Origin of the sequence: Rhizobium sp. WYCCWR 11152, from assembly GCF_013087615.1 — a bacterium.
Taxonomy (GTDB): Bacteria; Pseudomonadota; Alphaproteobacteria; order Rhizobiales; family Rhizobiaceae; genus Rhizobium; species Rhizobium indicum.
Genome location: NZ_JABFCP010000008.1, coordinates 29877 through 56057, shown reverse-complemented (window position 1 = coordinate 56057; position 26181 = coordinate 29877). Strand labels below are relative to the sequence as shown.

Genomic DNA, 26181 nt, shown 5'->3' with positions numbered 1-26181 from the left:
TCGGTATCTGAAGCGGCTTCGTGTATGCAAAAGCCTGCTCGCTGGAGATTTATGTATTCCCATCCGACATAAAGTCAATTATTGAATACGTAACACCTTCGTGATGTCGTAAGTGTATACGCTACGTGGGCACTTAAATCGCATTTGCATACACAATCGATCGAGCTGTCGGTGTTGAAACAGATCGGAGATAACGGAATGGCGAGTGGTTTCGAAACCGAGGATGACGGTGATGATCGCGGGTTGCTCTCCGACCGCATTCGCAACGCCCTGACGGACGAGATCGCCACCGGCACGCTGGCGGCGGGCGCAGCGTTGGACGAACAGCAGCTTGCCGATCGTTTTGGCGCCTCCCGGACGCCGGTTCGCGAAGCGCTGCGTCAGCTGGCGGCGGGTGGCCTCGTCGAGCTTCGCGCCCGGCGCGGCGGCGTCGTCGCCCGTATGACGCCCGAGCGCATCATGGAAATGTTCGAAACGGTGGCCGAAATCGAGGCCGTATGCGTCAGGCTCGCCACCTACCGCATGACACCGCTGGAGCGCAGCCATCTGATCGAACTGCACGACCTCTCCCAGTCGATTGTCGAAGCCGGAAATTTCGACGCCTATGACAGCTTCAACCGCCAATTCCATGAAGCCATCTATCACGCCACCCACAATAGCTTTCTTGCCGAACAGGCAATCGCCGTGCGCAACCGCCTGAACGCCTTCCGGCGCACGCAGCTGCGCCAGGGCGAACGGCTCCGCCGATCCCGGGACGAGCACGAGGCAATCATGCAAGCGATCGCCGAAGGCGACGGTGAGATGGCATCGCGGCGCATGCGCGCCCACATGCTGAACGCCGCCACCTCACTCAGCCGTTTCATCGAAACCAACAAGCCGGGGGGAGTTTGACGTTCCTACGGCACGGGGCAGCGGTATTTATAGGCGATCAACGTCGTCATCAGCTCGTCGCCAGTGGCCTCGCGAATGCCGGGATTCTCTTCTAGGAATGTACACAGCGTATTGCCGATTGCTTCCGCGGTCGTTCCAACCGGCACACAGACGTTTACCCCAACGGAGTTGGCAAAATACGCCGAGTTCACCATTGCTTTCGGCGCAGGAACGACTTCGGTGAAAATACGGCGGGCCAAATACTCGTCCCGGTTCCACTTGTCCAACCAACCCGCGACATATCCGACGACAAACTACCGTGAGCCGCCGCATTCAGAATAGAGGAGGTCACCACTGGAAAATCCGGCGGGAATCTTTGCTGAAACCGTTGCCAACAGCGTGGCGATAAGAATGCCCGACATCACATCTCCAAAGCTCGCGATGGCGGAGCTTTGATCGGGAAAGTGTCGGAAATTAGCTTCAAACGTGTCATCTTTTTTGCTGCAACTAAAAACAAAATAGCCGCTAATCTCGCCTCAGCCTCAATCGAACCGACTGACCTCAAGCCCGCTGCCGACCGGCAGCAGCACGCTTGATATCCCTGGCTTGGCACGAACGGCTTGCCCGTAGCGTTTGAGATCATCGCCTCCCGGGCGCAGCATGTTATCGGCAACGATGATCGCGCCCGGATTGAGCTTGGGATAGAAAACATCGAGGCAGGGAACGTAGAGATCCTTCCAGAGATCCACCAGCACCAAATCGATGCCGGAGCAAAGCGCGCCGATCATCTGGACCGCATCCCCAACCTTGAATTCCACATACTCCCCGAGCCCCGCCTTGCCGGCCATGTCGCGTGCGTAAGCCGATTTGTAACCGTGCATTTCCATGGTGATCAGCCGCCCGCCGGAAGCGCGCGCGGCTTCCGCCAGCCATATCCCGGAATAACCGAAGGACGTGCCAAGTTCGAGAATGGTCGGGCTCTTGAGGCTCTTGGCGAGGACATTGATGAACTGTCCAGTCGCAGGTCCGACCGCGCGCAGCCGCTGATCCTGTCCGCCGTCGCGCCCGCCGGGCGGCAGCTCGCGCGGGCTGTTATGCTCCGTCTCGATCATCGCGTGATAAATGTCGAGCACGTCCTGGATTCTGCTGTCCATTGTCTTCTCCATCGCCGCCTGCACGAAATTCCTGCCGCTGATTGGCCAATCTTTGCCCGACCGGAACGGCACCAGAAAGTTAAACTTTGGCAATCATCGCCCTTGTTGGCCACCTTGCCGTTGCAGATGCCGCCGCCGTCGGCTACATCATGCCGTCAATGGTCGGGTCACCCGGCCACGTAAGCGTTAACGTCACTCAACGCGTATGATCGAACGGCTTTGCGGTTTCGATCTGCGCGACTGTGTCCTGCGGATCGAGCTTCAGAAGCCCCGGAAGGACACATGGATAACAATCAATTCAAAGATCAAGCTTCATCGGCCCCTGGCATTGAGCGGATTCGCCACGACACGCGGCGGCGCTTACTGACAGTCGAAAGCGTCGTCGATATCACTCCGAGCATGCGCCGGGTCATATTGGCAGGTGACGATCTCGCCGATTTCATCAGTCTCGGTGCTGATGATCACATCAAGATCTTCACTCCCACTGCCGATGGTGGAGAAGAGCGTCGTGACTACACGCCGCGCCGCTATGACAATGCCGAGCGGAAATTGACCATCGACTTCGCCCTGCACGAGGCGGGCCCGGTGACCCAATGGGCGATCAATTCGCGCCCCGGCGACAGGCTCGAGATCGGCGGACCAAGGGGCTCCGCCGTCGTTTCCGCGACGGTCAAACGGTGGCTGCTGATCGGCGACGAAACCGCACTGCCGGCGATCGGCCGCCGGATCGAGGAGAGCGGCGCCGGAACCGTCATCACCACAATCGCAGCCGTCACCGGCCCATTGGAAGAGCAGAGCTTCGAGACATCAGCCGAACTGCACCTCCACTGGGCGCACCGGCCTCTTTCTCAGTCAACCGATGCCGCACCGCTGCTGAAACTCTTAAGCACGGTCGATATCCAGCCGGAAACCTTCATCTGGGTCGCGGCGGAAGCCTCGGTGACACGCGATATCCGCGCCTACCTGCTGGAACGAGGTTGCCCCCTCGGCTGGATCAAGGCATCCGGCTACTGGGTATTCGGCAAGGCCGATACGACGGAGAAGTTCGGCTAGGCGGCAAGGCGTCGACGGGCCGCCGCTCCTGAAGCTGGGGGCGACGGCCGGACAAGCTGGTCGAAAAGAGTCACCAATTCAGTTGCGATTTAATCGGATACGATGTATATCGTAACTCCTAACATTCAGAGCCTGGATAGGATGAAACCATGCCCGTATCTAAAACCGCAAGACAGCCTGGCACGCCTGCGCCCGCCTCCCCGTCGGCGGGCAAGGACGGCCGGAAACTTTCCAACTTTCTGTGCTTCGCGGTCTATTCTGCAAATCTCGCCTTCGGCCGCGCCTACAAGCCGATCCTGGACGAACTTGGCCTGACCTATACCCAATATATCGCCATGGTGGCCCTCTCCGAAGAGGACGACCAGACCGTTGGAGCGTTGGGGGAAAAGATGTTCCTCGAATCCAACACGCTGACGCCCATCCTCAAGAAGCTGGAGTCGAATGGCTATATCACCCGTCACCGCGATCCCGCCGACGAACGGCAGGTGCGGCTCAGCCTGACGCCGGCAGGGCGCCAACTCGTTGAAACCGATCCCGGCAACGCGCTGCTTGGGGCCACCGGCCTTGGCGACGACTTTCCCGTCGTGCAGAAATCGGTGACGACGCTGCGCGACAACCTCCTGCGGTCAACGCAGGGCGAACCGGGGAAATCGTGATCACGGCATCAGTCGCCTGATCCCGCCTATAGGTCTACTGCCGCAGCGGCCGGAACGCAGTCCTGAGCTCGGCAGTGAAAGCCATCGGCTGTTCCCAGGCGGCGAAGTGACCGCCCTTCGGCAACCGGTTGTAATGGATGAGCTTCGGATAGGCCTTCTCCGCCCAGCTCTGCGGCGCCTGGTAGATCTCGTCGGGAAAAGCACTGACCGCCACCGGGATCTTGATGCCCCTGGGATCGAAGAACCCGCCCGACGGATGGTGCGCGTTGTCCCAATAGAGGCGTGCCGAGGAGATTGCTGTGTTCGTCAGCCAGTAGAGCGTGACGTTGTCGAGGATATCGTCCTTGGTCAGCCCCTCGGGCTCTCCGTCGAAAACGCGGGCGATCATCCGGTAACTGCGGATGTCGTGATCGAGCATCCACGACGCAAGCCCAACCGGCGAGTCGACGATCCCGTAGAGCGTCTGCGGCCGGTTGTTCATCTCGATGGCATAGCCCAGCCCATTCTTGTAAAAATCGTCGAGCTGATCGAAGGCGCGCCTTTCGTCCGGCGACAGGTCGGCTGGCGGCATGCCACCGGCGGCAAGGGTCTTGGCGATGTCAGCAGGAACCGTGGCCGCCATGTTCGTGTGAATGCCGAGCAATCCCGCCGGCTCCTGCACCGCCATCAATTCGGTGACCGCATTGCCCCAGTCGCCACCCTGCGCCACGAACTCCGTGTAGCCGAGACGTTGCATCAGCGTCGCCCAGGCATGCGCGATGCGCGGCGGGTTCCAGTTCCCCGACCCCGTCGGTTTCCCCGAAAAGCCGTAGCCCGGCAAAGACGGGATCACCACGTCAAATGCGTCCTCTTCGCTCCCGCCATGCGCTGTCGGATCGGTGAGCGGTTCGATGATCTTCAGTTGCTCGATGATCGAGCCGGGCCATCCATGTGTGACGATCAGCGGCAGCGCATTTTTATGCTTGGAGCGGACGTGAATGAAGTGGATATCCAGCCCGTCGATTTCGGTGATGAATTGCGGCAAAGCGTTGAGCCGCGCCTCCATCTTGCGCCAATCGTAATCCGTCGCCCAATGTTTCGCGAGTTTCTGGATTGTCGAGAGCTGCACGCCCTGCGTATCATCGGCGACGGTCTCCTTATCCGGCCAACGGGTGGCCGCGACGCGCCGGCGCAGATCGTCAAGTTGATCCTCGGGGAAATTGACGCTGAACGGGCTAAGCCCGTCGCCGTTCGCCTCAGCGCTGCGCGTCCCGGCAAGCATGCCGATGGCCCCGGCAGCGGCCGCGGCGGCAAGCAGCTCGCGCCGCGTGGGCGTTGATAGGGATGTGGGTGGCATGACGCTCTCCTCTCCGTTTGATCTGTTCGGAAACGGACGAAGATCGACTGACCGACCTCGTTCGCAACAGCAGGTCATTCGCGTCTGTCTGGGGACTATGCGCCCGGGCAATACAGGGGTCAACTTACCCTGTCAGGCTATGCCTCGACTGTCTCGATAGACGACTGGTCATTGCAAAGAACCGTGGCTGCGGGCAGCATCGGCGCGAGATCGATGAGGAAAGGAGAATGCATGCCCGACATCGCGATGGGCGTCTTGAGCCAGAACGGAACCGTTCTTCTGGCCAGGCGCAGTTCCGAGCGCAAGGTGCACCCGGATCGCTGGAGCCTCCCGGGCGGCCATGTCGAAGACGGCGAAGACGCCGAGACGGCAATGCGCCGGGAATTGATGGAAGAAATAGGCGTGACGCCGCAGCGCTGGCAGTTTGCGGGAAAGTTCATATCGGAAGACCCGCCTGAGGCATCCGTCACCTTTCATGTCTATCGCATCGATCAGTGGCACGGCTATCCGCGGCTGGTCGATGACGAACACACCGAGCTTAGATGGTTTAGTGTCGCCACGATAGAATGCGATGTCGAGCTGGCGCCACCTCAACTCGGCAAAATGCTCGCAAACCTGGCCAGCCGGGAAACGGGGAAGCCCGCTTAGATCTCTTGGCAGCCATGATCCCGCGCCGGCTGGGTCCTGAGCCTACGGACCGTGATGCCGGACGACATCGTCAAGCGCGCCTTCCTCCATCTTCTCGGCGGCCCTGGCATAGCCGCCGCCCATTCCATCGAGGAAATGCAGGTGCGAATCCGGCCTGTCTGATGGCACGAGACAGGTCATCAGCGCATGGGATTGCCGATGCAGTCCGAACTTGATCTTGCCGCGCGCCCTCGCCGGAACGAGGATCGCTTCGACCCTGTCGATCTGTTCCGGTGTGCAGTCCAGCGTCAGACGCAAACCGTCGTCGAACTTGCGGAAATCCGAATTGGCGGCGACCTCCGACCAGCCTTTCGCATCGACCTGCTTCCCGCTGTCTCCTGACATGGGAACATCGCCGGGAAGCGGATGAGATTGGCGCGGTGCGGCATCGAAAATCGCAAGCACGCGTTTCGCCAGCGCCGCAAAGACCTCGGGACGGGTATGGTCATTTGGCTCGACCAGCAGCGACAGGATCTCGCCTCGCTGGCTTGGGAACGGGGTCCAGTCACAGCTGAGACCGGTCAGGTCGGGCTTCGTCGCGTAGCGGCCCGGCTTGACCAGGTACCGGCCGTTCTTGATCTGCTGCTCCGCCCATTTGAGCCCGCCCCCTGCAAACATCGCATAGTTCGCGTTCTCGGAGGCGGCATAACGGGCAATTCTGACGTCGCGCCCACTGGTGCGGATTTCGCGTACGGTGAGCAGCCCGATACGAAGGGTTAGATCGAGATCGGCTCTTGCAAAGTCCGCGACCTGCCGCAATGCCGATGTCGCCACCATCATGCCCTGTGGCGGCAAGGCGAATGCTGCCCCGTCTCCGCGAAACACGAAGGGAAAATCGAACGAACCCCAGGCATTGCCGAGGGCGGCGATGATCGATGCGCCCGCATAGTTGACGTCTTCGTAGCGCCCCGACCGGATCGCCGTGGTCGAATTGACGACATCAGTGATGCCGATCAGCCAGTCATCGGGCAACGGCTCATAGACATCAGGGTCGAGCACAAGTGAAAACTCGTCATAGGCCTGGTGCGACTGGCCGTGGCTATTGATCATCGCTTGCTCTCCAGATCGGCAAGGTTTCCCGTGCCTGCTACTTCAGAAAGAGGTCTGCCGGCCGACCGGCAGGCCCTCCGCATCAAATCCTCCGGCGAGGAGGTCTGCCCTCGCCCGCTCAGACAAGCTTGGTCTCGACGTCGATATTGCCGTGTGTCGCCTTGGAATAAGGGCAGATGCCATGGGCTGCCTCGATCAGCTCCTGCGCGATGTCGCGATCGATGCCGGACAGGCTGACATTGAGGCGCGCCCTCAGGAAGAAGGAGCCGTTGTCGGCGTTGAGAGTAATCTCCGCGTCGACCTCGGGACCGGCCGGCAGCTTGATCTTTCTCTGGGCAGCGGCAAGTTCGATGGCACCGATGTAGCAGGCCGACCAGGCGATGCCGAACAGGTTTTCGGCGGCCGGATGCGGCTGCGGCAGCTTGATGTCGATCGTCCCGTCGCTGCTGCGCGCGGAGCCGTCGCGGCCGCCGGAGATGTGGGTTTTGCCGGTAAATAGAAGCTTCTCGGTCATGGTGATATCCTTTCGGTTTAAGTTTAATACGCATCCGATTAAATCGGATGCGCTCTAATACGCTTGGCCAAAACCGATGTCAACAACATTCCGATTTAATCGGATGCGATTTATTTCCAAAGGTGGAAACGCGCCATATCCGGGCAACCCTCAGCGGCAGCTATGCGAACAAGCTGGCCCGTTGCGCAAGGTCACGTCTTGTCCGGGAATGGGGCCATCTATAGGCTCTGCCGACGAACCAGAGGCGGGGCGCATCCTGTGAAGAAACCCAGAGAGATGCCATGTCCTCCATAACAGCAGACAATGCCGAGCAGTATGGCGACAGCCGGAAGCTTGCCGCACGGGCTCGACTGCATAGCCAATACACCATCGCCGAGACAGCCTGGTTTCCGTGGATTGCGGCGCAATTGCCCCTGAAACCGGGCGATCGCGTCCTCGACGTCGGCTGCGGGCCAGCCTGGTTCTGGGCGGCAACGGCAGGTTTGCTGCCGGCGGACCTCCACCTGACGCTCGCCGACCTTTCACCCGGCATGGTCGACGAGGCGATGGCGCGTTGCAGCGCACTGCCATTCGGCTCCGTTCGGGGCTGTCAAGCTGATGCCGTCGCGCTCCCCTTCGAAGATGACACCTTCGATGCCGTGATCGCGATGCACATGCTCTATCACCTACCCGACCCGGCCGCCGGCATCGCGGACATGTCGAGAGTGTTGAAGCCGGGCGGCGTTCTCGCGGTTACAACCAACGGCGCCGACAATATGCGGGAGATCTATGAACTAACGGCCGTATTCGGCAGCGCCCCATCCGATCCGGCTGCCGAAGCCTTCGGATATGACGCCGCCGAACGATCGATGCGGTCGCAGTTTGGAAACGTCAGCATGTCGCAGCATCCGGCAGGCCTGCGTATCACCGAGCCCGAGGATGTATTCCTGGCGCTCACCTCCTATCCGCCCGGCGATCGCGCCGGCGAAACTCAACTCATCCGGTTCCGTCAAGCCATTGCCGAAGCGTTCAGCCAACGCAGCGGCGTGCTTGAGGTCCGCAAAGAGACTGCGCTGTTCCTGAGCAGAAAGACGGCCTGATCGGTGCCGTGGGGCGTTCAGACCTTCTCTTTCTTCCTGATTTTTTCCTTCGGTTCGACCGGTGCATCGGGCGTCGGCGCCAACAGCTTGCGCAGTGACGAGATCTTGTCCTTCACCAGGGGCCGGAAGCGCGTCGCGCGATAGGGCATGTCGGCCGCCCCATAACCTTCCGGCCCGTCGTCATTGCCGCGATTGATTTCCGCGAGCTTCACCCCGATGAACGTGCCGTCGATATAATGGGTATATTCACCCACCCAGCGGATCGTATAGATCTCGCCCTTGCGGATCAGCTGGTCGATGCTGACATGCTTGAAGGTGTCGTTGATGCAGACGACCTTCTGGCCGACATGGAAATCATAGCTCATGGATCAAACTTTCGAAACGCAATCGGCTCGCCGATCTATAGCGCGCCCTGCGGCAGGGATGAACCGTTTTTTGGCGGCCAAGCCCGATGCTGCGACATCAGCTGCACCCGCGCCGCATGGTTTAGGCGATATGCATCAGTCGCAATAGGCCTTGCCGCTCTTGCGGGAACGAAGATCGAAGTGGAAGTGGTTCCAGTGCTCCGGGTTGCTGCCGGGGCCGAGCACGGTGTTGAAATAGCGGCAGCTGTCGCTGCGCACCGCCTTCAAAAGCCGCCCTTCGCGCAGCGAGAACAGGCCCTTCTTGCGCACGTCGATTTCGTGGCCGTTCTTCAGCACGAACTTGCCGACGTCGATGGCGTTGCCGCGGGCGTGTTCCGACATCGGATTGTATTTCTGCCGGCTATTGTTCATGCGTCGGCAGGAATAGCCGCCGAGCGGCTGGATCGTCTTGATGCCGGACCAGTAGCGGTAGCGGGCGGACGGCGCCAGTTCGTTCTTCACCCATTTGGCGAAGGCGAGCGTCACCTGGCAGTTCAACGTCACGGCGGGGCGGACGCCGATATTACCGGAAAGCCCCTTCAGCGACACCGGATAGGGTACCTGGCAGGCCGGCCCGTTCGAGATCGGCGGCTTGTTGTCGAAGAGTACGCCCATGCGCTTCAGCTCGCGCCGGCAGGCAAGCTCGGAGGACGGCATGACGCTGGGATCGACGGGCGCCGCCGGTTGGCTCATCATCGGATTGTTCGGCCGCAGCATCGCGACCTCTTCGCTCTCGTCCTCTTCGGGAACACGGGTCGGCGCCACCACAGGGCTGCCGTCGTTCCAGGCGGGCGCCCGGCTCATCTGTGCCTCGGCAGCCGGCTGTGGCATTGGCTGCTGCGGGGGCTGGCGCATGGGCTGGTTGAGCTGCGTTGGATTATCGGTGCCGATGCCGTCGACAACCGGCTCGGTGGCGTTGCCCTCGGCGATCTGCTGATGTTGTTCCTGCGCCAGCCCGACGACCGGCTCCGCCCCGAGATCGTCATCCATGTTGACGCCGCCGGACGGGATCGCAAGATCTTGCGTGCCGCCCCAGTTCTGGTTCTGCTGCGCCAGCGCCTCGTCGCTGTCGATCATCGGCAGCTTACGTCCCGGTGCGGTTTGCGGCGGTGCGGCTCGCGTCGCGTGGCCGGTGCCGGCAAGGTTTGGCGTATCGAGATAATCGACGGAGCCCTGGCTATTGCCGACGGGCGCGCTGGAAACCGGATAGGATGCCTGGCTCTCCACCGGCGCCATGCGCACGGCAGGCGCCATGCGCGCTGCCCCCCGCGACGGCGAGATCGAACTGACCCTGGTGCCGTTGTCGACATTGGCCGGCGGCACCAGCCCGTCGCTGATCGAACAGGTCGTCAGCGCCGCCGAAAGCAGCAAGGGCAAAAGGGATCGCCGAGGAAAGGAAACAAACGCCATACTCTTATCGCTTCCGCAGGCTGGCTGGGCAGTGACCGAAAAAACTCACTCCAATTTTAATTAAAAACGGTGAATGAAAACTTACCGGCACAATCTGAACGCGACGGAAATAAAAAAGGCCGGTTTCCCGGCCTTTGATCTCTACGTTTTCTCACGCTGCCCGTGTGTATCGGGCCACTGGCGGCGGCTCCCCGCGTAGGCGGAAATTCGAAAGTAGCGTCTTCAACTGGGTGCTCTCGTCGGCGAGCGTGCGGCTTGCCGCCGTCGTCTCCTCGACCATCGCGGCATTCTGCTGCGTCATCTGGTCCATGTGATTGACGGAGCCGTTGATCTCGTTCAGCCCCGTCGACTGCTCGCGCGCCGCCGTCGCGATTGATGCGACGTGATCGTTGACCTGGTTGACCAGCGCCTCGATCTCCAGCAGTGCCTCACCCGTCGAGCGCACCAGCGCCACCCCACCCTCGACCTCCGTTGCCGACCGGCTGATCAGTTCCTTGATCTCCTTGGCCGCATTGGCGGAACGCTGGGCGAGTTCGCGCACTTCCTGGGCGACGACGGCAAAGCCGCGGCCCGCCTCGCCCGCCCGCGCAGCCTCGACGCCGGCATTCAGCGCCAGAAGGTTCGTCTGGAAGGCGATTTCGTCGATGACCGAGATGATCTGACCGATGCGGTTGGACGAATCCTCGATCCGGCCCATCGCGGTGACCGCATTGCGGACGATCTCGCCGGATTTTCCGGCGCTCGCCTTGGTCTCCGCTACCATCTCGCGCGCCTCGTTCGCCCGCTCGGATGCCGTCTTGACCGTCGCGGTGATCTCGTCGAGCGCTGCCGCCGTCTCTTCGAGTGCGGCCGCCTGCTGTTCCGTGCGCTTTGACAGGTTGCCGGTCGCTTCGCTGATATCGGAAGCACTTTCGTTGACGACATGGCTCGATTCGGCGATCGCATGGATGACGCCGTTCAGCGCATCGACGGCGGCGTTGAAATCGCCCCTGAGCTTGGCGTAATCCTCGCCGATATCGCCGATCGCAACCGTCAAGTCACCGCTCGCCAACTTTTCCAGGCCGATGCCGAGCGCCTGCATCGCTTGGGTTTGCCGTTCGGAGGCCGAGCGCAGGCTCGCCTCGTTGCCGCGGCGCTCTTCTTCGGTCTGGCGCTGCCTTTCGTCTTCCCGCCCGCGCAGAGCGCTGCGCTCGTCGACGGAATCGCGCAGCACCAGCAGCACCTTGGCCATCTGGCCGATCTCGTCGCGACGGTCGCTGCCGGCAATCTCCACCGATGCTTCTTCGGCCGCAATCGCGTTCATCGCCGCTTTCAGACGGGCGATCGGCACTGTCACGCTGCGCACGATGGCATAGGCGATGGCAATCGTGGCGGCGCCGCCAAACAGGCAGAGCAGTGCGGCCCACATCGCGTTCTGGCGATAGAGCGCGGCAAGGTCATCCGCATAGACGCCGGTACCGACGATCCAGCCCCAGGGCTCGAAACCGGCGACATAGGAATATTTCAGCACTGGCTGGTCGGCGCCCGGCTTCGGCCAAAGATAATCGACGAAGCCCTTGCCGTCCTTCTTCACCTTGTTGACGAACTCAACGAATAGGAACTTGCCCTTCGGATCCTTCATCTGGGAGATATCGGTGCCGTTCAGCTGCGGCTTGATCGGGTGCATCACCATGGTGGGGTGCATGTCGTTGATCCAGAAATAGCCGTCGGCGCCGTAGCGCATCGCGCCGATCACGTCCTTGGCGGCCGCCTGCGCCTGTTCGCGGGTCATCGTACCCGCCTGTTCCATTTTGTAATATTTGTCGAAGATGCCGAGCGCCGTCGCATCCATTTGCGCCAGCCCCGCCTTCCGCTCCGCTTCCAGCTCGGAATAGGAATAATTCAGAAAGAAGACCATCGTCGCCGCGAGCACGGCAAGTGTGAATCCGACGAGGCAGTAAAGACGGGTGGAAATCTTGACGTTGCGCATGAGGTTCCCGGCGATTCTTGTATTTGAGATCAATCGCATTCTGAAGTGCCGGAATTACTGGAGCGTAAAGCTTAATTAGAAAACGATTAAATAACGTAAGGTCAGGTGACGGCTGTAAAATTCAACCATTTGAAATCGAATGAAATTTCAATCGGCAACGGCTACAATATTTTTCCCGTCAGCGGCCTGTAGTGCCCGACCTTGCCGTCTTTTACAGCCCAAGGTCTTTGCACTAGGGTGCTTCGCAGTGAATCGCCGGCCCGACGCCGCACCAGATGGAGAAGACTTGATGACCGATGCCGCCAAGCCGAGAGGCGAACTGACGCTGAGGACGCTTGCCATGCCCGGTGACGCCAATCCGGCCGGCGATATCTTCGGCGGCTGGGTCATGGCGCAGATGGACCTTGCCTCCGGCATCCGCGCTGCAGAGCGCGCCAAGGGCCGCGTCGTCACCGCCGCCGTCAAGGAGATGGCCTTCGAGCTGCCGGTCAAGATCGGCGACACGTTGTCCGTCTATACGGATATCGACCGTGTCGGCCGCACCTCGATCACGCTGTGCGTCGAAGCCTGGGCGCACCGCGCGCGTTACGCCAAGATGGAAAAGGTCACGGCGGGCACCTTCATCATGGTGGCGCTCGACGAAGAAGGCAAACCGAAGCAAGTCCCCGAGGAGTGACATCCTAAGGATCGAAAGCATGGAAACGGTCAGCTCGCCGGAGGTCTTCCTTCACATCAAGGTGGTGATGGGCATGGTCATCAGCCTTTCGCTCGCCAGGGTGCTGACCGGCCTTGCCGGCATCGTCCAGCATCCTGGTAAGGCCAAGGTCTATGCCATCCATCTCGGCTGGGCGTTGTCGATGTTCCTGTTCATCATCCATATCTGGTGGTGGGAATATCGCCTGCAGGCCGTGCCGGCCATCGGCTTCGGCATCTATCTCTTCCTCATCTGCTTCTGCAGTCTGTTCTTCCTGCTCTGCGCCCTGCTCTTTCCGGCCTCACTCGACGAATATGGCGGCTACGAGGAATATTTCATCTCGCGGCGCAAATGGTTCTTCGGCATCCTCGGCCTCACCTACGCCGTCGATATTCTCGACACGGCAATCAAGGGCCATGAACGCATCCTCTCGCTCGGCTGGGAATACCCAGCCCGCAACATCGTCTACATCATTCTCTGCGCCATCGCTGCCTGGACTCCCAACCGCCGCTTCCACACGGCCTTCATCATTGCCAACCTGATCTACCAGATCAGCTTCATCTTCCGGCTCTATGATGTGTTGGGGTGAGAAGCGGTCCCGCAAAGCGGGAGCAATCGATCCGGTGAATCGATTGCAGCTTCGAACGCCCTGAGCCCAAGCGAAGGGCCGGGCGGCCGCAAACTCCATTCCCCACAAAAGCCGCCGCACACATCAGTCGCCGGCATCCGTCACCCTGCGCACTCCACCCGCCCATCGAAGCCAGACGGCCGCATAATGCGCAGCGCACCCGCACCCAGCCAGGATCGCGATATGATGCAGGAAGAAGCCCACGGTCGATTCCTGAAAATCCCAGAAATCCATCGACGGCCGGGCAACGAGCCTGTCTGCGATTCCCATGACGACAGTGCTGTGGATGCCGCACACGGCGATTGCAGCCGCGGTGGCACGAAAAGACGCTGTCCGGATCGCGTTTGGCGGCCCGACGCGCAAAAGCCTGCCCACGACGGCCATGATCATCGACCAGTGAAGGCCGAGATGGATGGCCGCGAGAATAAATGCCCAATATGCCGCAAGGATGTGGATTTCGCGTGCCGTCGGACCGCCGCTTAAAGGAAGGAAAGCAAACACCGTGCGTGACATCAGCACGCTCGTCACCAGCAACGCGGCCATGGTCGCGGCGATCGAGATATTCGACGCGATCGTCACGAAGCTGCGCCTGCCAGGCGCCGCCTTCGGGAGCCTGGCCCACCATCGCCTGTTGAAGACGTTGTGGGATAGGAGAAGGATGAACATGCTCGTGCCGATCAGCTCGTGCGACATGTTGTCGAGCCACCAATAGGCGAGCGCGACAAGAAGCAGCCCGGCTGCAGTGAAATCAAGCACGAGCCGTATCAGAAAGAACGGACTCATGACGCCGCGCCTCCGTCATGCGTTGGATCCAGCCTAGTCAACGACGGCTCCGTCGAATTCCTTGAGTTTCTCAAGGGTGTAGAGGAAGCCTTCGTCGGCTCTGGACGAATGACAGGACTGACACCGCGCCGTGTTCTCGGCCATGTTGATCGTGCCATCCGGCTTGAACCATTGGAACTGCCAATCGCCGGTGCGGCGGTCCTCATCATAGTCCGCTCCCCAGCCGCGGCCCTTTTCCATGACGAAATAGCGAAAGACTGCGCCTTCGCGGTAATCCACCAGGACGAAGTGCGTGCCGTCGGGAATGGGCTGCCCGGTCTTCACCGCCTGGATGGCTTCGTTTGTCGTCATGATATGCTCAGTCACGTTCCCCCGTCTGACGGTCGTATAATGAACGAGGCCTGCCAATTCGGGCAGCGTCGTCCGGTTCGGCTCCGCGTCGACTTGCCAACCGACAAGAACGACGGCGCTGGCCAAGGCGAGAAGGATGGGAACACGTTTGAAGAGATCACGCATGGATATGTTTCCCTTAGTCTGCAGATCGTATGGGCTCTGAGCAGGATACAAACGGGATCGCCGCCTGCACGACCGGCCTTTGGGCCAGCCGAGCAGCGCCGCACCGCGTCCGAGGCGGATCAGTCGAGCTTCTTCTCGCGCAGGAACGTCGAGACCAGGTCGGCGATCTCTACGTTGTTCAGGTCGGAGAACGGGAAGTGGGTGTTGCCGTGGATGCCGATCTCGGGAAGGTGCACGACAGTGACATCACCGCCATGCTTGTTCACCGTATCGCGCCACAGGCGGGCCATTGCCAGGCGAACCCGCCAGCTGTCCTGCGCCGGCATCGTCGTCGGCTGGTCGGGGATGTTGTCGCCGTAATAGATGACGATCGGGATCTTCGTCAGCTTGATAAAGTCGTCCATCGGCACCGGCACGCCCTTCAGCGTGTCGAAGGCGCTCGGCATATCGGCGGGGACCTCGCCTGCCGGGAACACGAAGCTGCTGCCGGGTTCGAAGGCGACGATGGCTTTGACCTTGTCGCTCTTGATGGCCGTTAGCCAGCCCGGTCCGCCGCCCTGCGAATGGGTGAAAAGAATGCCGGGACCGATTTTCTCGAACAGCTTTGCCACCGCATTCGACACGACCTCCATATCGAACGGCCCGGTATTTGGCGTCATCGCGCGGAAGTACTGGTTCAGCGCTTCCGGATCACGGGAGAATTGTACGCCGTCGAAATAGTTCGGCCAGGTGCCGACGCGGAACTGGTTGAACCAGAGCTGCTCGTCCGCTGTCGGCTTAACTGTTGTCTCGGCCATGCTCCGTCCGGCGCCGCCCCGGCGCGGCTGGTCGACGAGATAGGTGGAGAAGCCTCGACGCAGGAAGATGTTCTGGAAACCTTCGCGGCCGTCCGGCGTCGTCTCCCAGGTCTTGGAGAATTGTCCGGCACCATGCCACATCACGATCGGGTACTGACGCGGGTTTGCCGGCACCTGATAGAAGGCAAAGGCATGATCGCCGTGATAGGTCTGGCCTGCGGGATCGAGAGGTTTCAGCGGATCGAAGGTTCCAGGCGCTGCCGTGCTGGTTCCCCCGACGGCAAAACTGCCTTGCTCCTGGATGACCAACGGCTCAGGCTTTACCGCATCGGCAGCCGTCGCCAATGTCCCGGCAAGCTGTGCAGAGGCAAGCAGCACTGCCGCCAAGGTGTTGGACAATCCATATCGCATGTCGGCTTCTCGCTTCGTTTCAGATGGCGAGAAAGTAGCGGCATCGGATGGAAAGGATTAGCCGGCCTGGACAGCTAGGGTCTATTAGGCTGACTAATTAATCACTGGCTGTTGATAAGCCGTGATGGAATAAAATCGGCACTACTTTCCTCTATAGCGGAGCGCATCGACGAACAGGGTGAAGGCGGGAGACGCATGCCGCCTGTTCGGATAGTAGAGATGATATCCTGGGAAGGGTTGGCACCAGTCCTCCAGAACGCGGATCAGCCGCCCGTCTTCAATGTAAGGCTGAACCTGATCCTCGGGCATGTAGGCCAGCCCCAGCCCGTCCAGCACGGCGCCTTGCCTCATGGCAATGTTGTTGAACACCGTCTGGCCCTCGACACGGACGCGCAGTTCGCGGCCGTCCTTCTCGAACTCCCAGGGATATATCGTCCCGTGCGTCGGCAACCGCATGTTGATGCAGTTGTGCGCCGTCAGATCCTGCGGGATATCAGGGCGCGGATGGCGATCGAAATAGGCGGGCGCTCCGACGACCGCCATGCATATCTCGGGGCCGATCCGGATCGCGATCATGTCCTTTGCCAAATGCTCGCCGAGCCGGATGCCGGCGTCGTAACGCTCGGCGACGATGTCGGTCAGGCCGTAGTCGACGATCACCTCGACATTGATATCGGGATGATCAGGAAGAAACCGAGCCAATGCCGGGGCGAGAACGGAAATCGCCGGATGCTCGCCCGCCGTGATGCGAATGGTGCCGGCCGGCCGCTCGCGCATTTCGCTCAAGGCGGCGATCTCGAACTGGATTTCTTCAAATCTGGGTCCGACCCGTTCCAGCAGGCGTTCTCCCGCCTGGGTCGGCGACACGCTTCTGGTCGTGCGGGTCAAAAGGCGAAGCCCGAGCTTCTCTTCGAGACCGCGCACCGTCTGGCTCAACGCCGATTGCGACACGCCGAGCTTGGCGGCCGCCCTGGTAAAGCTTCGTTCTCTGGCAACGGTCAAAAAGGCCACGAGTTCGTTGAAGTTGTTGTCCTGGGGCATTCATTAGTCCGTCTTATAGGTGCATGCGCATTACAGCATCTAATCGAAAGCTGACACGAGGACTAAGTTCACGTCAACTGGACCGCGAGCCCGGCTGCTCCCGCACCGCGGAATGGATTTTTCCGAGCCCAAGCAAAACTACGAACGGATATGACAATGAAAACACGCAATATCGGCGGCCTCGAAGTCTCGGCACTTGGTCTCGGCTGCATGAGCATGAGCGCTGCATACGGCCCGCCCGCCGACGAAGGCGACATGATCGGATTGATGCGCACCGCTCATCAGCAGGGCGTCACCTTGTTCGATACGGCCGAAGCCTATGGCCCCTTCGCTAATGAAGAGCTTGTCGGCAAGGCGCTCGCTCCGATCCGCGACCAGGTGGTCATCGCCACCAAATTCGGTTTCGATATCGATCAGCAAACCGGTGAACGCCGCGGCGGCACCAACAGTCGCCCCGAACATGTCAAGGCGGTTGCCGATGCCTGCCTGCGCCGGCTGAAGACGGACCGCATCGACCTGTTCTACCAGCACCGCGTCGATCCCGACGTGCCGATCGAAGATGTGGCCGGCGCCGTCAAGGACCTGATCGCAGCCGGCAAGGTCAAACATTTCGGCCTTTCCGAAGCCGGCGTTCAGACGATCCGCCGCGCCCATGCCATCCAGAAGGTCACTGCCGTCCAGAGTGAATATTCGCTCTTCTGGCGCGGCCCCGAGGCGGAACTGCTGCCCGCCCTTGAGCAACTCGGCATCGGCTTCGTGCCCTTCAGCCCACTCGGCGCAGGCTTTTTGACCGGCAAGATCGACGAGAACACCAAGTTCGATCCAAGCGATTTCCGCAACAGCGTGCCGCGCTTTTCACCTGAAGCGCGCAAGGCCAATTTTGCGCTCGTCGAGCTCATCAAGCGGATCGGCGACCGCAAGGGCGCAACACCCGCGCAGATCGCCCTCTCCTGGCTGCTGTCCCAAAAACCATGGATCGTCCCGATCCCCGGAACAACGAAGCAGCATCGGTTGGAAGAGAATCTCGGAGCGGTAGACGTCGACCTGCTCGCTGAGGACCTCGCCGAAATCGACGCCGCCCTGTCGGAGATCGAGGTCCAAGGCGAGCGACTTCCCGAGGCAGCGCTCAAGATGACCGGCCGATAGGGCCTGTCGCCGATGCCGCCCGGCCCTTCGCTTGGGCTCCGGGCGTTCGGCCCTGCGATCGATTCACTGGATCGATCGCTCCCGCTTTGCGGGACCGGGCCTCACCCACGCAGAAACTGCGACCCCTTGTCGAAACCCAGCCCCGGGAAGATCTTCCCCGTCAAATCATCGGCAGACACATCGAATTGCCGGTAGAGCATCGCGGCCGCAAGCTCGCGCACGTCGGCGGTTGGCATCAGGTCGCGGTCGTCGAGCAACTGGCCATCGCCGATGCCCGGCCAGCGGCCGAGGATGCGGCCACCGTTGATGGCTCCGCCGGCAAGAAGCGCGCAGCCGCCGGTGCCGTGGTCAGTGCCGGCTGAGCCGTTCTGGCGCACGGTGCGGCCAAACTCGGTCATGGCAAGCACCACCGTCGTTGCCCAGATCTCGGGCCCGAGCGTGGTCTTCAGCGTGTTGATCGCCTGCGAAAGGTCCTGCACCGGTCGTTTGAACTGGCCGGCCTGGCCGATATGCGTGTCCCAGCCTGATATCGAGAAGCTGGCGATGCGGTAGTCGCCCTTCAGCATGTTGGCCGCAAGCGCCGCCACATCGGCGATCTTTGCACCGCGCTGGCCCTCCGGCTCGACCATCATCGAAGCGCTATTGGCCCGCGTCGCCTCGGCAAGCGCCTCGGCGAACGGCGGATCGCCGGCATAGAGCCGCGCCAGGAACTGCATCTCGTCGCGAGCCGGCGCCAGATTGGAATCCGAAGCCCAGACATCGACATTGTTCGGTCCGGAGAGGATCAGCTCCGTCGAGGTGTTGATGTCGATTGCCTTGCGCGCATCCGAGCGCGGAATGACGGCGAGCGCCCGGTTCAACCAGCCGGTCTTTTCCTCGGCGACATGTTCGCCGCCGGATTCCAGCATGTCCTGTCCATCGAAATGACTGCGCTGGTCGCGATAGGGCGTCGACACCGCATGCACGAAGCTGAGCTCCCGCCTCTTCCAGAGCGGCATCAGCTCGGCGGCCGCTGGATTGAGGCCGAAATGCCCGTCGAGATCGAGAAGTCCGGTCTCGGGCGTCAGCGCCAGTGTCGGCCTGAGTGCCGCAAATCCGGCATCGCCATAGGGCTGCACCAGATCCAACCCGTCCATCGCGCCGCGCAGCACGATGGTGACGAAACGGTTGTCGCCCGGCATAGCCGCGAAGGTCACCGGCGTGAAGACGGGGGCGGCGGCAAGACAGCAGGCAGAGGTCAGAAAGCCGCGGCGGGACAGCGAAATCCGGTTCATGGGCAGCGTCATGGGCGGGGCCTCCTAAGCAGGTTCCGGAAAAGTGTCCAACGGTTTTCCGGCCAGAACCTGCGACAAGACAAAGGAGCTAAGCAGACGAAGCGTTGGCTTGCCAACGAAAGTCTGCTTAGCGGCGATTGAATTCGGGCGATGCCAATACCAGCGTCAACCCGCTGATCTTGTTCGGCGCCTGCGACACGACGCGGATCGTCTCGTCGCGGGCGGCATCGGCAAGTGTCGACTTCAAGAATTCGCGCGGATCCTCGTCCCGGCCGAACTGCGCTGCGGCCCGCCTTGCCCAGGCCAACCGCTCGGCGAGCTGGCTACCAGTGATCCAGGCGGAGAAGCCTTCCTCGAAACCAGCCGGGCTCGGCGGCAGCCAGGTCGGCTGGCCCATGCGCCTGAGTGCCCCCTGCCCCAGCGCCCGCGCCGCCTGGAAGGCTTTGAGGCGCTTCTCCCTCGCCTCGCCGGCGGGATCCGTCGGCACCGGCGATCCCGCCATGCCAGGCGTGTTCGCCGCCATGTCGCCCTCATCAGTACCTTGCTGGTTGGCCGTCAAGAAACTGCCGACGACGCCGTTGACCGGCCCCGCATTCAGCGCCCTCAGGCCGGCGACGATATAGTCGAAAGGCTGGCGCGCCTTGGCGCCCTCGTCGCGCCAGGCGGCGGGATGATCGAGCATCGCGGTGTAGACGGCAGTCAGATCGCCATCCGTCTTCTTCCAGGCTTCGGCCATGTCGGACACCAAGCCCTCATTGGGCTGGTCGGCGATGAAATGCGCCGCGAGCTTGCGGCTGATATGCGCCGCCGTCTTCGGATGGAGCGCGAGATCATCGAGCATGTCGAGATAATCGTCGCGCGAACGCCTGCGCCCGCCATAGCTGACGCCGAGCACCTCATGTACGCCGGGCTCCGAAATGTTCGGCCGGAAGGCGATGTCCATCTCCTTGCGATCGATGGTGAGCCCCGTCAGCACCATGGCTGCCGCCGTGACATCCGCCTGGCTGTAACCGCTGCCGGCGCCGAGCGTGTGCAGCTCCAGCAGTTCGCGGCCGAGATTTTCGTTCAGCCCTTTGTTGCGCTTGATGCCGCCGGCCGAATCCGGCCCCAGCGAATCCGCCTGGTCGAGATAGATCAGCATGGCCGGATGGGCGGTGGCATTGCGCAAGAGATCGCCGAACCTGCCTGATATGAACGGCCGGATCGCCTCGGCCTCGTAGAGCGGCACGATGAGGCGCATCGGCAGGCTCTTATTGGCGCTGGTGGAGAAGTGATCGGTCCAGAAGGTCGAAAGCCTCTCGTAGAAGCCATACGGCGACAGCACTGCCTGCATCAGCCGGAGGTTCGCATCGTGCTGGAACTGCTGCTGCGCTTGCCGCTGCACCCCTTTGCGCATCTCGCGCTGCGTCGTATCGTCGGTCACCGTCTTGGCGTCCTGCCGGATCTGCCGCAGTTGCGCCTGCAGGCTGAGAATCGCCTGGTGGCGCATGTCGGGGCCGCCGAGGGGAAAGTCCGGCGTTGCCGCCGCCCCCATGCGCAGCTGGCCGATGAGATCATCCTTGCTGCTCGGCGGCGCTTCGCCCGGCCGGAAACCATAGCCGAACCGGATCGCCGCCATCGTCGGGAAAGCCAGGCTCATGGCAGATCACCTCCTGATCACTTGATGGTGACAGGCTGCCAGCCGATTGCGACGCCAATCTGTAGGAAATGTGGCGATATCTAGACATGGACGATTTGTAATCTATTGAAAAGGCTAAAGTTTATGTACGAAAGATGAAGGATGCTCCGATTGCGATCAGGGCGAAGCCGATCGCATGGTTCCAGGTCAGGTTCTCGCCGAGCCAGAAGATCGAAAAGCCGGCAAAGACGATCAGCGTGATCACCTCCTGCATCGTCTTCAGCTGCGCCGTCGTATAAACCGCCGAACCGATACGGTTGGCCGGCACCGCCAGGCAGTATTCGAAAAAGGCGATGCCCCAGCTGACAATGATGGCGAGGAAGATGGCGCTGCTCTTGTGCTTGAGATGCCCATACCAGGCAAAGGTCATGAAAATGTTGGAGGCAAACAGCATGACGACGGGCCAGACGGCGGCGGGAGAAAATGGCATGGAGTCACTCGGGGCTGTGGGAGGAACGGTGGATCCGGCGAGATGCCGGCGGGCCTTACCTAGCACGCCGCCATTCGACGGCAAGTCCTGCAAGGCTCGGACCAATCGTCTCACGTCACCAATGCCGGCCAGCGGCAGCTTGCACAGCGCTTGCCTTCCGGCATCACGCTGTTGCGGCCGGCGTTTTACGATGGCATCTGGGATTGCAACGTGCTCAAGAGCTGAAAGGCCGGCAGCTGTCGCCGCCGGCCTTCATAACCGCAGGCAGCGCTAGATTCGCATCGCGCCATGCGGCTCCTCGGTCTCCTCCGTGCCGAAGCGGACATCCTTCTTCTCATAGCCGAAGCCGGCAAGGGCCGCGACGATGAGCGCCACGACTGCCGCGACGATCAAGAGTGCATAGGCATAGTCGCCGTCCCAACGAGCGGCCAACCCCGCCTGCAGCGTCGCATTGCCTGACGCCAGCAGGTTGCCGAGCTGATAGGCAAAGCCGGGGAATGTGCCGCGCACCTCGTCGGGGGACAGCTCGTTCAGATGCACCGGCACGATGCCCCAGGCGCCCTGGACGAAGAACTGCATCAGGAAGGCGCCGATAGCGAGCAGCACCGGCCCGGGCGCATAGGCCCAAAGCGGCGCGACGGGCACGGCGATCAACGCGGCGATAACGATTGCCTTTTTGCGCCCGATCCGCTGCGACAGCGCCCCGAAGAACAGCCCGCCGCAGATCGCTCCGATATTGTAGACGATGGCGATCGCGCCGACCGTATAGCTCGAATAGTTGCGCTGCGTCTCGAGGAAGGTCGGGTAGATATCCTGCGTGCCATGGCTGAAGAAGTTGAACGCCGTCATCAAAAGCACCGCCCAGATGAACAGCGGAATGTTTTCGCGCAAGACTGTCAGGAACGGCCGGCGCCCCTCGGCCTGCCGCTTCAGGAAGGCCGGGCTTTCCTCGACGTTGCGGCGGATATAGAGCACCAGCAGCGCCGGCACCGCGCCGACAAAGAACATGCCGCGCCAGCCGATGACAGGAAAAAGCAGAAAGAACACAATCGAGGCGATCAGATAGCCGGAGGGATAGCCGGCCTGCAGGATGCCCGAGACGATGCCGCGGCTCTGCTCCGGCACCGTCTCCATGACCAGCGAGGCGCCGACGCCCCATTCCCCACCCATGGCGATGCCGTAGAGCGCCCTGAGCACAAGGAACATGGTGAGTCCGGTGGAGAAGCCGGTCAGAAATTCGAACAGCGAATAGAGCAGCACGTCGGCCATCAATGTGATGCGCCGCCCGTAACGGTCGGCCGCCAGCCCGAAGACCAGTGCGCCGAGCGCCCGCATGGCAAGCGTCAGGAAGATCGCCGCCGAAACGGCGGGAACGTCGGTATGGAATTCCTCGGCGATATATTTGAGAACGAAGACGAGAATGAAGAAATCGAAAGCGTCGAGCGTCCAGCCGAGATAGCTGGCGATGACGGTGTTGCGCTGCTGCGGCGTCAGCCGGCGCAGGCTTTCCAAAGCGGACATCTGATATTCCTCCGTCCGAAAGCGGCGGCGAGGCGGGCAATTCCGGATGCCGTCGGAAGGGGTGCCCGAAACGGGCGGGTGATGCTGTTGCGGCAGCGTTTGCAGTCGGAGACAGCGGGCAATAACGTCAGCAATGCTGCCCGTGTTCCATCACGATTGCCGTGATCGGGTGGCGTCCCACGCGGCTCCTTGTCGCAGGCATACGACCGTCCAGCGCCCTGCCCTTGGGCGCGGCACCCTCCAACATCCCTTATCCTGAGGCGCGGAGCCCGTAGGGCGAAGCCTCGAAGGACACGCTGCAACGCAGCTCCTTGCGTCCATTTGACGTCGAAGCACCCGCCTCGTCCTTCGAGGCCCCTACGGGGCGCCTCAGGATGAGGCTCTCTTGGATGTTGCCGCCATACGCACCACAGGCAGCCACAGCGAAAAACGCTATGCCTAGCTCTTGCCCGGAACCCTGCCCCGGCACGCCCACGCCACCGACGCGAACGACCGTGGCCCATCCGGCTCGCCCGCCTCGTATGCAGCTCTGAGGGCTGTATCGACCGCTTTTCGCTTCGCCGGGTCCAGCCCCGCGACATATTTGCCGAGCGGTCCCTCACCGGCGGCGATCGGGTCCCAGTAGTCCGCGAAGGAGAGGTATTCCATCCGGATGAGCAGCGAGGTTTCCTCGACATCGGCAAGACCCTGCGCGATGAAACTTTCCTTCATTTCCCCCGGCCGCATCATCGGCTGGAAACAATATTTGCGGCGCAGGGGCAGCGCGCCCTCATCAAGCATCGCCACCGTATCCCACATCATCCGCATGCCGGACATGCCGCCATAATGGTCCCAGACGGCGGCCGCGACCACGCCGCCCGGGCGCACGACACGGGCCATCTCGGATACCGCCTTTCCCGCCTCCGGCACGAAATGCAGCACGAGCAGCGACATCGCCCTGTCGAAGCGGTCATCCTCGAAGGGAAGCGCGCAGGCATCGGCCTGCCGGATCGATACGCGCGGATCGGTGTTGCGCCGCGTTGCCGCCTCGACGAAGACCGGCGAATAGTCGACGGCGACGATCTCCTGCAGGCCCGGCGTTTCCGCCAGCGTGAACGCCAGACTGCCGGTGCCGCAGCCGACATCGAGCACGCGATCCCCATCCGCGAGACCGGCGAAATCGATGAGCATCGGCGCGAGCTTCCTGCTCCAGCGCCCCATCAGCCGTTCATAACCATCCGCACTTCCGACATTGAAACTCGACGGCATTGAAGTCTCCCCCTCAAGGACGCTGGTCTGCCGTCGAACAATAGGGTTACGCGGCAGCCGTCGCAAGCGGACAGCCATTATCAACCCGGCTTCGCGTGCGACCAGTAGCGCTTCGGCGCGCGCCCGAAGACACGCTTGAACGCGTTTCCGAAGGCGCTTTCGGAGGAGTATCCGAGTGCGGCGGCAAGGCCGGCGACCGAGACATCCTCCCGGCGCAGGGCTTCGCGGGCGCGATGCATGCGCCAGCGTGTGACATAGTCGAGCGGCGCGACGCCGACCAGTTCCTTGAAGCGCTGCGCAAAGGCCGAGCGCGACATGCCGATCCGGGTCGCCAGTTCGTTGACCGTCCAGCGATGACCCGGCCTGTTGTGGATCAGGCTGATCGCCGCGCCGATCTGCGGATTTGTGAGCGCGCCGATCCATCCCGTTTCGGCGGCGCCCTTCCGGCCGACATAGGCCCGCAGCGCCTGCACGAGCAGGATATCGCCCATGCGCCGCGTCATCAGCGTCGAGCCTATCTGCCCGGCCCCGAGTTCGTCGTCGAGGGTCGCGAGCGTGGCGCTGAGGATCGCCGCCGCGCGGTCGCTGGCCGGGATATGAATGAACGGCGGCAGCGCATCGAGCAGCAGCCGGGCATTGCCGCCCTCGATGACGAAGCTGCCGCCGATCAACGCCGTCTCGTCGCCACCGTGGCGAGCGATGTTGGAATGCTCCCAGTCGAAGAAGGCGATCCCGTCCTCCGGCTCGCGGTCGAGATCGTTGGCGATCACATAGGCGGGCGCATTGGCCAGCAGGAAGGTGTCGCCCGCAACAAGCCCAAACGGCGGCTCGTTAGGCAGAACGATCGAGCAGGCGCCACGGAGGACGGCGACGAACTTGAGCGCGGGCTTGGCCGGAAAGCGAAAAGCCCATTGCCCGCCGACCTCGAAACGCGTGCAGCGTGCGCTCTCGATATCGAGCAGCGAAAATACATCGGACAAGGGATCGATCATGGGGCCTGGACGATCTCGACGAAATCACAGAGCCCACAGCATAGATTCTCCAGTCTGCGTCTGCAATCCTCAGCCGCACAAAGGAGAACGAACATGTCTGCTATCAAGGATAAGGTTGTTGCCATCACCGGCGCAAGCAGCGGCATCGGCGAAGCCACGGCACTGATCCTGGCGGAGCGCGGAGCAAGGATCGTGCTCGGCGCCCGCCGCGCCGATCGGCTGCAAGCGCTGGCGCAACGCATCACCGACAAGGGCGGCGAAGCCGTCTGCCTCGCAATCGACGTCAAGAAGCGCGACGATCTCACAGCCCTCGTCGCGCTTGCCTGCGACACCTATGGCAGGATCGACGTGATGATCAACAATGCCGGCATCGGGCCGATCTCGCCTCTCGACGAGTTGCGGGTCGAGGATTGGGAGGAGATGATCGACGTCAACATCAAGGGTCCGCTCTATGGCATTGCCGCTGCCTTGCCGGTGTTCCGCCGGCAGGGTTTTGGCCACTTCGTCAATACGCTCTCGACCGCCGGTCTCATCATTAAGCCGACCATGGCTGTCTATGCCGGCACGAAAAACGCCATGCGCACCATCGCCGAAGGCCTGCGGCTGGAGGCCGGCCCGCATCTGCGCGTCACCAACATTTCCCCGGGATTCATCAGGACTGATTTCGCCGACTCCATGACAAACCAAGGGATCAAGGCGGAGATGGCCAAACGTATGGACGAGATGGCAATTTCACCCGATGCCATTGCCCGCGCCATCGCCTTCGCCATCGAGCAACCCGCCGATGTGGATATCAGCGACATCGTAGTGCGGCCGACCGCGCAGGCGTGAGGGTGGCGG

The 26181-nt window shown here is 61.8% G+C and carries 26 protein-coding genes and 1 pseudogene; 9 read left to right on the top strand and 18 right to left on the bottom strand.

All coding sequences use genetic code 11. The features are described 5' to 3' along the window. The first annotated feature begins 198 nt into the window (after positions 1–198). A complete protein-coding gene (locus G9X67_RS10110) occupies positions 199–891 on the top strand; it encodes a GntR family transcriptional regulator (protein WP_138329073.1) in 693 nt (230 codons plus the stop codon). Between the two features lie 5 nt (positions 892–896). On the opposite strand, the pseudogene G9X67_RS10105 reads toward G9X67_RS10110, so the two are convergent. Beyond that, a pseudogene (locus tag G9X67_RS10105) lies at positions 897–1292 on the bottom strand (hypothetical protein). Between the two features lie 120 nt (positions 1293–1412). Next, positions 1413–2024 (bottom strand): class I SAM-dependent methyltransferase, encoded by a 612-nt coding sequence (locus G9X67_RS10100; RefSeq protein WP_138329072.1) that lies wholly within the window; start codon positions 2022–2024, stop codon positions 1413–1415. Between the two features lie 282 nt (positions 2025–2306). On the opposite strand from G9X67_RS10100, the gene G9X67_RS10095 reads away from it, so the two are divergent. Beyond that, on the top strand, positions 2307–3077 hold the full coding sequence (locus G9X67_RS10095; protein WP_171598620.1) for a siderophore-interacting protein: 771 nt from the start codon (positions 2307–2309) through the stop codon (positions 3075–3077). Positions 3078–3226: 149 nt separating this feature from the next. Further along, positions 3227–3733, top strand: coding sequence for a MarR family transcriptional regulator (locus G9X67_RS10090; RefSeq protein WP_138329070.1), 507 nt, complete (start codon positions 3227–3229; stop codon positions 3731–3733). A 34-nt stretch (positions 3734–3767) separates the two neighbouring features. Here the strand turns inward: G9X67_RS10090 and G9X67_RS10085 are convergent, their stop codons facing one another. Further along, positions 3768–5069 (bottom strand): epoxide hydrolase, encoded by a 1302-nt coding sequence (locus G9X67_RS10085; protein WP_138329069.1) that lies wholly within the window; start codon positions 5067–5069, stop codon positions 3768–3770. Between the two features lie 231 nt (positions 5070–5300). Here G9X67_RS10085 and G9X67_RS10080 point away from each other — a divergent pair, with 231 nt between their 5' ends. Further along, positions 5301–5717 (top strand): NUDIX domain-containing protein, encoded by a 417-nt coding sequence (locus tag G9X67_RS10080; RefSeq protein ID WP_138329068.1) that lies wholly within the window; start codon positions 5301–5303, stop codon positions 5715–5717. 42 nt (positions 5718–5759) lie between these two features. On the opposite strand, the gene G9X67_RS10075 is transcribed toward G9X67_RS10080, so the two are convergent. Further along, positions 5760–6806, bottom strand: a complete 1047-nt coding sequence (locus tag G9X67_RS10075; RefSeq protein WP_138329067.1) for a DUF3095 family protein — start codon at positions 6804–6806, stop codon at positions 5760–5762. 118 nt (positions 6807–6924) lie between these two features. After that, positions 6925–7320: an Ohr family peroxiredoxin gene (locus tag G9X67_RS10070; protein WP_138329066.1), complete on the bottom strand. Its 396-nt coding sequence runs from the start codon at positions 7318–7320 to the stop codon at positions 6925–6927. A gap of 281 nt (positions 7321–7601) precedes the next feature. Here G9X67_RS10070 and G9X67_RS10065 point away from each other — a divergent pair, with 281 nt between their 5' ends. Beyond that, a complete protein-coding gene (locus tag G9X67_RS10065) occupies positions 7602–8399 on the top strand; it encodes a methyltransferase domain-containing protein (RefSeq protein ID WP_138329065.1) in 798 nt (265 codons plus the stop codon). Between the two features lie 17 nt (positions 8400–8416). Here G9X67_RS10065 and G9X67_RS10060 read toward each other — a convergent pair whose 3' ends face one another. The 3 genes from G9X67_RS10060 to G9X67_RS10050 form a co-directional block, all read right to left on the bottom strand. Beyond that, entirely contained in the window at positions 8417–8764 is a 348-nt protein-coding gene (locus G9X67_RS10060) for a hypothetical protein (protein ID WP_012757920.1), read from the bottom strand. A gap of 135 nt (positions 8765–8899) precedes the next feature. Beyond that, entirely contained in the window at positions 8900–10213 is a 1314-nt protein-coding gene (locus G9X67_RS10055; RefSeq protein WP_138329064.1) for an extensin family protein, read from the bottom strand. A 151-nt stretch (positions 10214–10364) separates the two neighbouring features. After that, positions 10365–12182: a methyl-accepting chemotaxis protein gene (locus tag G9X67_RS10050; RefSeq protein ID WP_171598619.1), complete on the bottom strand. Its 1818-nt coding sequence runs from the start codon at positions 12180–12182 to the stop codon at positions 10365–10367. A gap of 289 nt (positions 12183–12471) precedes the next feature. On the opposite strand from G9X67_RS10050, the gene G9X67_RS10045 reads away from it, so the two are divergent. Beyond that, positions 12472–12858, top strand: coding sequence for an acyl-CoA thioesterase (locus G9X67_RS10045; RefSeq protein WP_003540707.1), 387 nt, complete (start codon positions 12472–12474; stop codon positions 12856–12858). Between the two features lie 19 nt (positions 12859–12877). Beyond that, the gene (locus tag G9X67_RS10040; protein ID WP_138329062.1) at positions 12878–13465 is read left to right on the top strand and encodes a hypothetical protein; all 588 of its coding nucleotides are present in this window, start codon (positions 12878–12880) and stop codon (positions 13463–13465) included. Positions 13466–13588: 123 nt separating this feature from the next. On the opposite strand, the gene G9X67_RS10035 is transcribed toward G9X67_RS10040, so the two are convergent. The 4 genes from G9X67_RS10035 to G9X67_RS10020 form a co-directional block, all read right to left on the bottom strand. Continuing rightward, a complete protein-coding gene (locus tag G9X67_RS10035; RefSeq protein ID WP_138329061.1) occupies positions 13589–14287 on the bottom strand; it encodes a DUF4405 domain-containing protein in 699 nt (232 codons plus the stop codon). A 33-nt stretch (positions 14288–14320) separates the two neighbouring features. Further along, positions 14321–14803: a cytochrome P460 family protein gene (locus tag G9X67_RS10030; protein WP_138329060.1), complete on the bottom strand. Its 483-nt coding sequence runs from the start codon at positions 14801–14803 to the stop codon at positions 14321–14323. Positions 14804–14922: 119 nt separating this feature from the next. Then, positions 14923–16011 carry an alpha/beta fold hydrolase gene (locus tag G9X67_RS10025; RefSeq protein ID WP_171598618.1) on the bottom strand — a complete coding sequence of 363 codons (1089 nt, stop codon included), beginning with the start codon at positions 16009–16011 and terminating at the stop codon, positions 14923–14925. A 141-nt stretch (positions 16012–16152) separates the two neighbouring features. After that, positions 16153–17052 carry a LysR family transcriptional regulator gene (locus G9X67_RS10020; RefSeq protein ID WP_138387416.1) on the bottom strand — a complete coding sequence of 300 codons (900 nt, stop codon included), beginning with the start codon at positions 17050–17052 and terminating at the stop codon, positions 16153–16155. 156 nt (positions 17053–17208) lie between these two features. On the opposite strand from G9X67_RS10020, the gene G9X67_RS10015 reads away from it, so the two are divergent. Beyond that, positions 17209–18198 (top strand): aldo/keto reductase, encoded by a 990-nt coding sequence (locus tag G9X67_RS10015; RefSeq protein ID WP_138387415.1) that lies wholly within the window; start codon positions 17209–17211, stop codon positions 18196–18198. A 101-nt stretch (positions 18199–18299) separates the two neighbouring features. Here G9X67_RS10015 and G9X67_RS10010 read toward each other — a convergent pair whose 3' ends face one another. The 6 genes from G9X67_RS10010 to G9X67_RS09985 all read right to left on the bottom strand — a co-directional run bounded on the left by G9X67_RS10010 (position 18300) and on the right by G9X67_RS09985 (position 25341). After that, positions 18300–19484 carry a DUF1501 domain-containing protein gene (locus G9X67_RS10010; RefSeq protein WP_138387414.1) on the bottom strand — a complete coding sequence of 395 codons (1185 nt, stop codon included), beginning with the start codon at positions 19482–19484 and terminating at the stop codon, positions 18300–18302. Positions 19485–19599: 115 nt separating this feature from the next. Then, positions 19600–21111, bottom strand: coding sequence for a DUF1800 domain-containing protein (locus G9X67_RS10005; protein ID WP_171598617.1), 1512 nt, complete (start codon positions 21109–21111; stop codon positions 19600–19602). A gap of 121 nt (positions 21112–21232) precedes the next feature. Continuing rightward, on the bottom strand, positions 21233–21580 hold the full coding sequence (locus G9X67_RS10000; RefSeq protein WP_138387412.1) for a DMT family protein: 348 nt from the start codon (positions 21578–21580) through the stop codon (positions 21233–21235). A gap of 270 nt (positions 21581–21850) precedes the next feature. Then, entirely contained in the window at positions 21851–23101 is a 1251-nt protein-coding gene (locus tag G9X67_RS09995; RefSeq protein WP_138387411.1) for an MFS transporter, read from the bottom strand. Between the two features lie 438 nt (positions 23102–23539). Continuing rightward, positions 23540–24349, bottom strand: coding sequence for a class I SAM-dependent methyltransferase (locus G9X67_RS09990; RefSeq protein ID WP_171598616.1), 810 nt, complete (start codon positions 24347–24349; stop codon positions 23540–23542). A gap of 80 nt (positions 24350–24429) precedes the next feature. After that, complete coding sequence (locus tag G9X67_RS09985; protein WP_171598615.1) at positions 24430–25341, bottom strand: AraC family transcriptional regulator; 912 nt, start codon at positions 25339–25341, stop codon at positions 24430–24432. A 93-nt stretch (positions 25342–25434) separates the two neighbouring features. Between G9X67_RS09985 and G9X67_RS09980 the strand changes: the two genes are divergently transcribed. After that, on the top strand, positions 25435–26172 hold the full coding sequence (locus G9X67_RS09980; protein ID WP_171598614.1) for an SDR family oxidoreductase: 738 nt from the start codon (positions 25435–25437) through the stop codon (positions 26170–26172). The last annotated feature ends 9 nt before the right edge of the window (positions 26173–26181 follow it).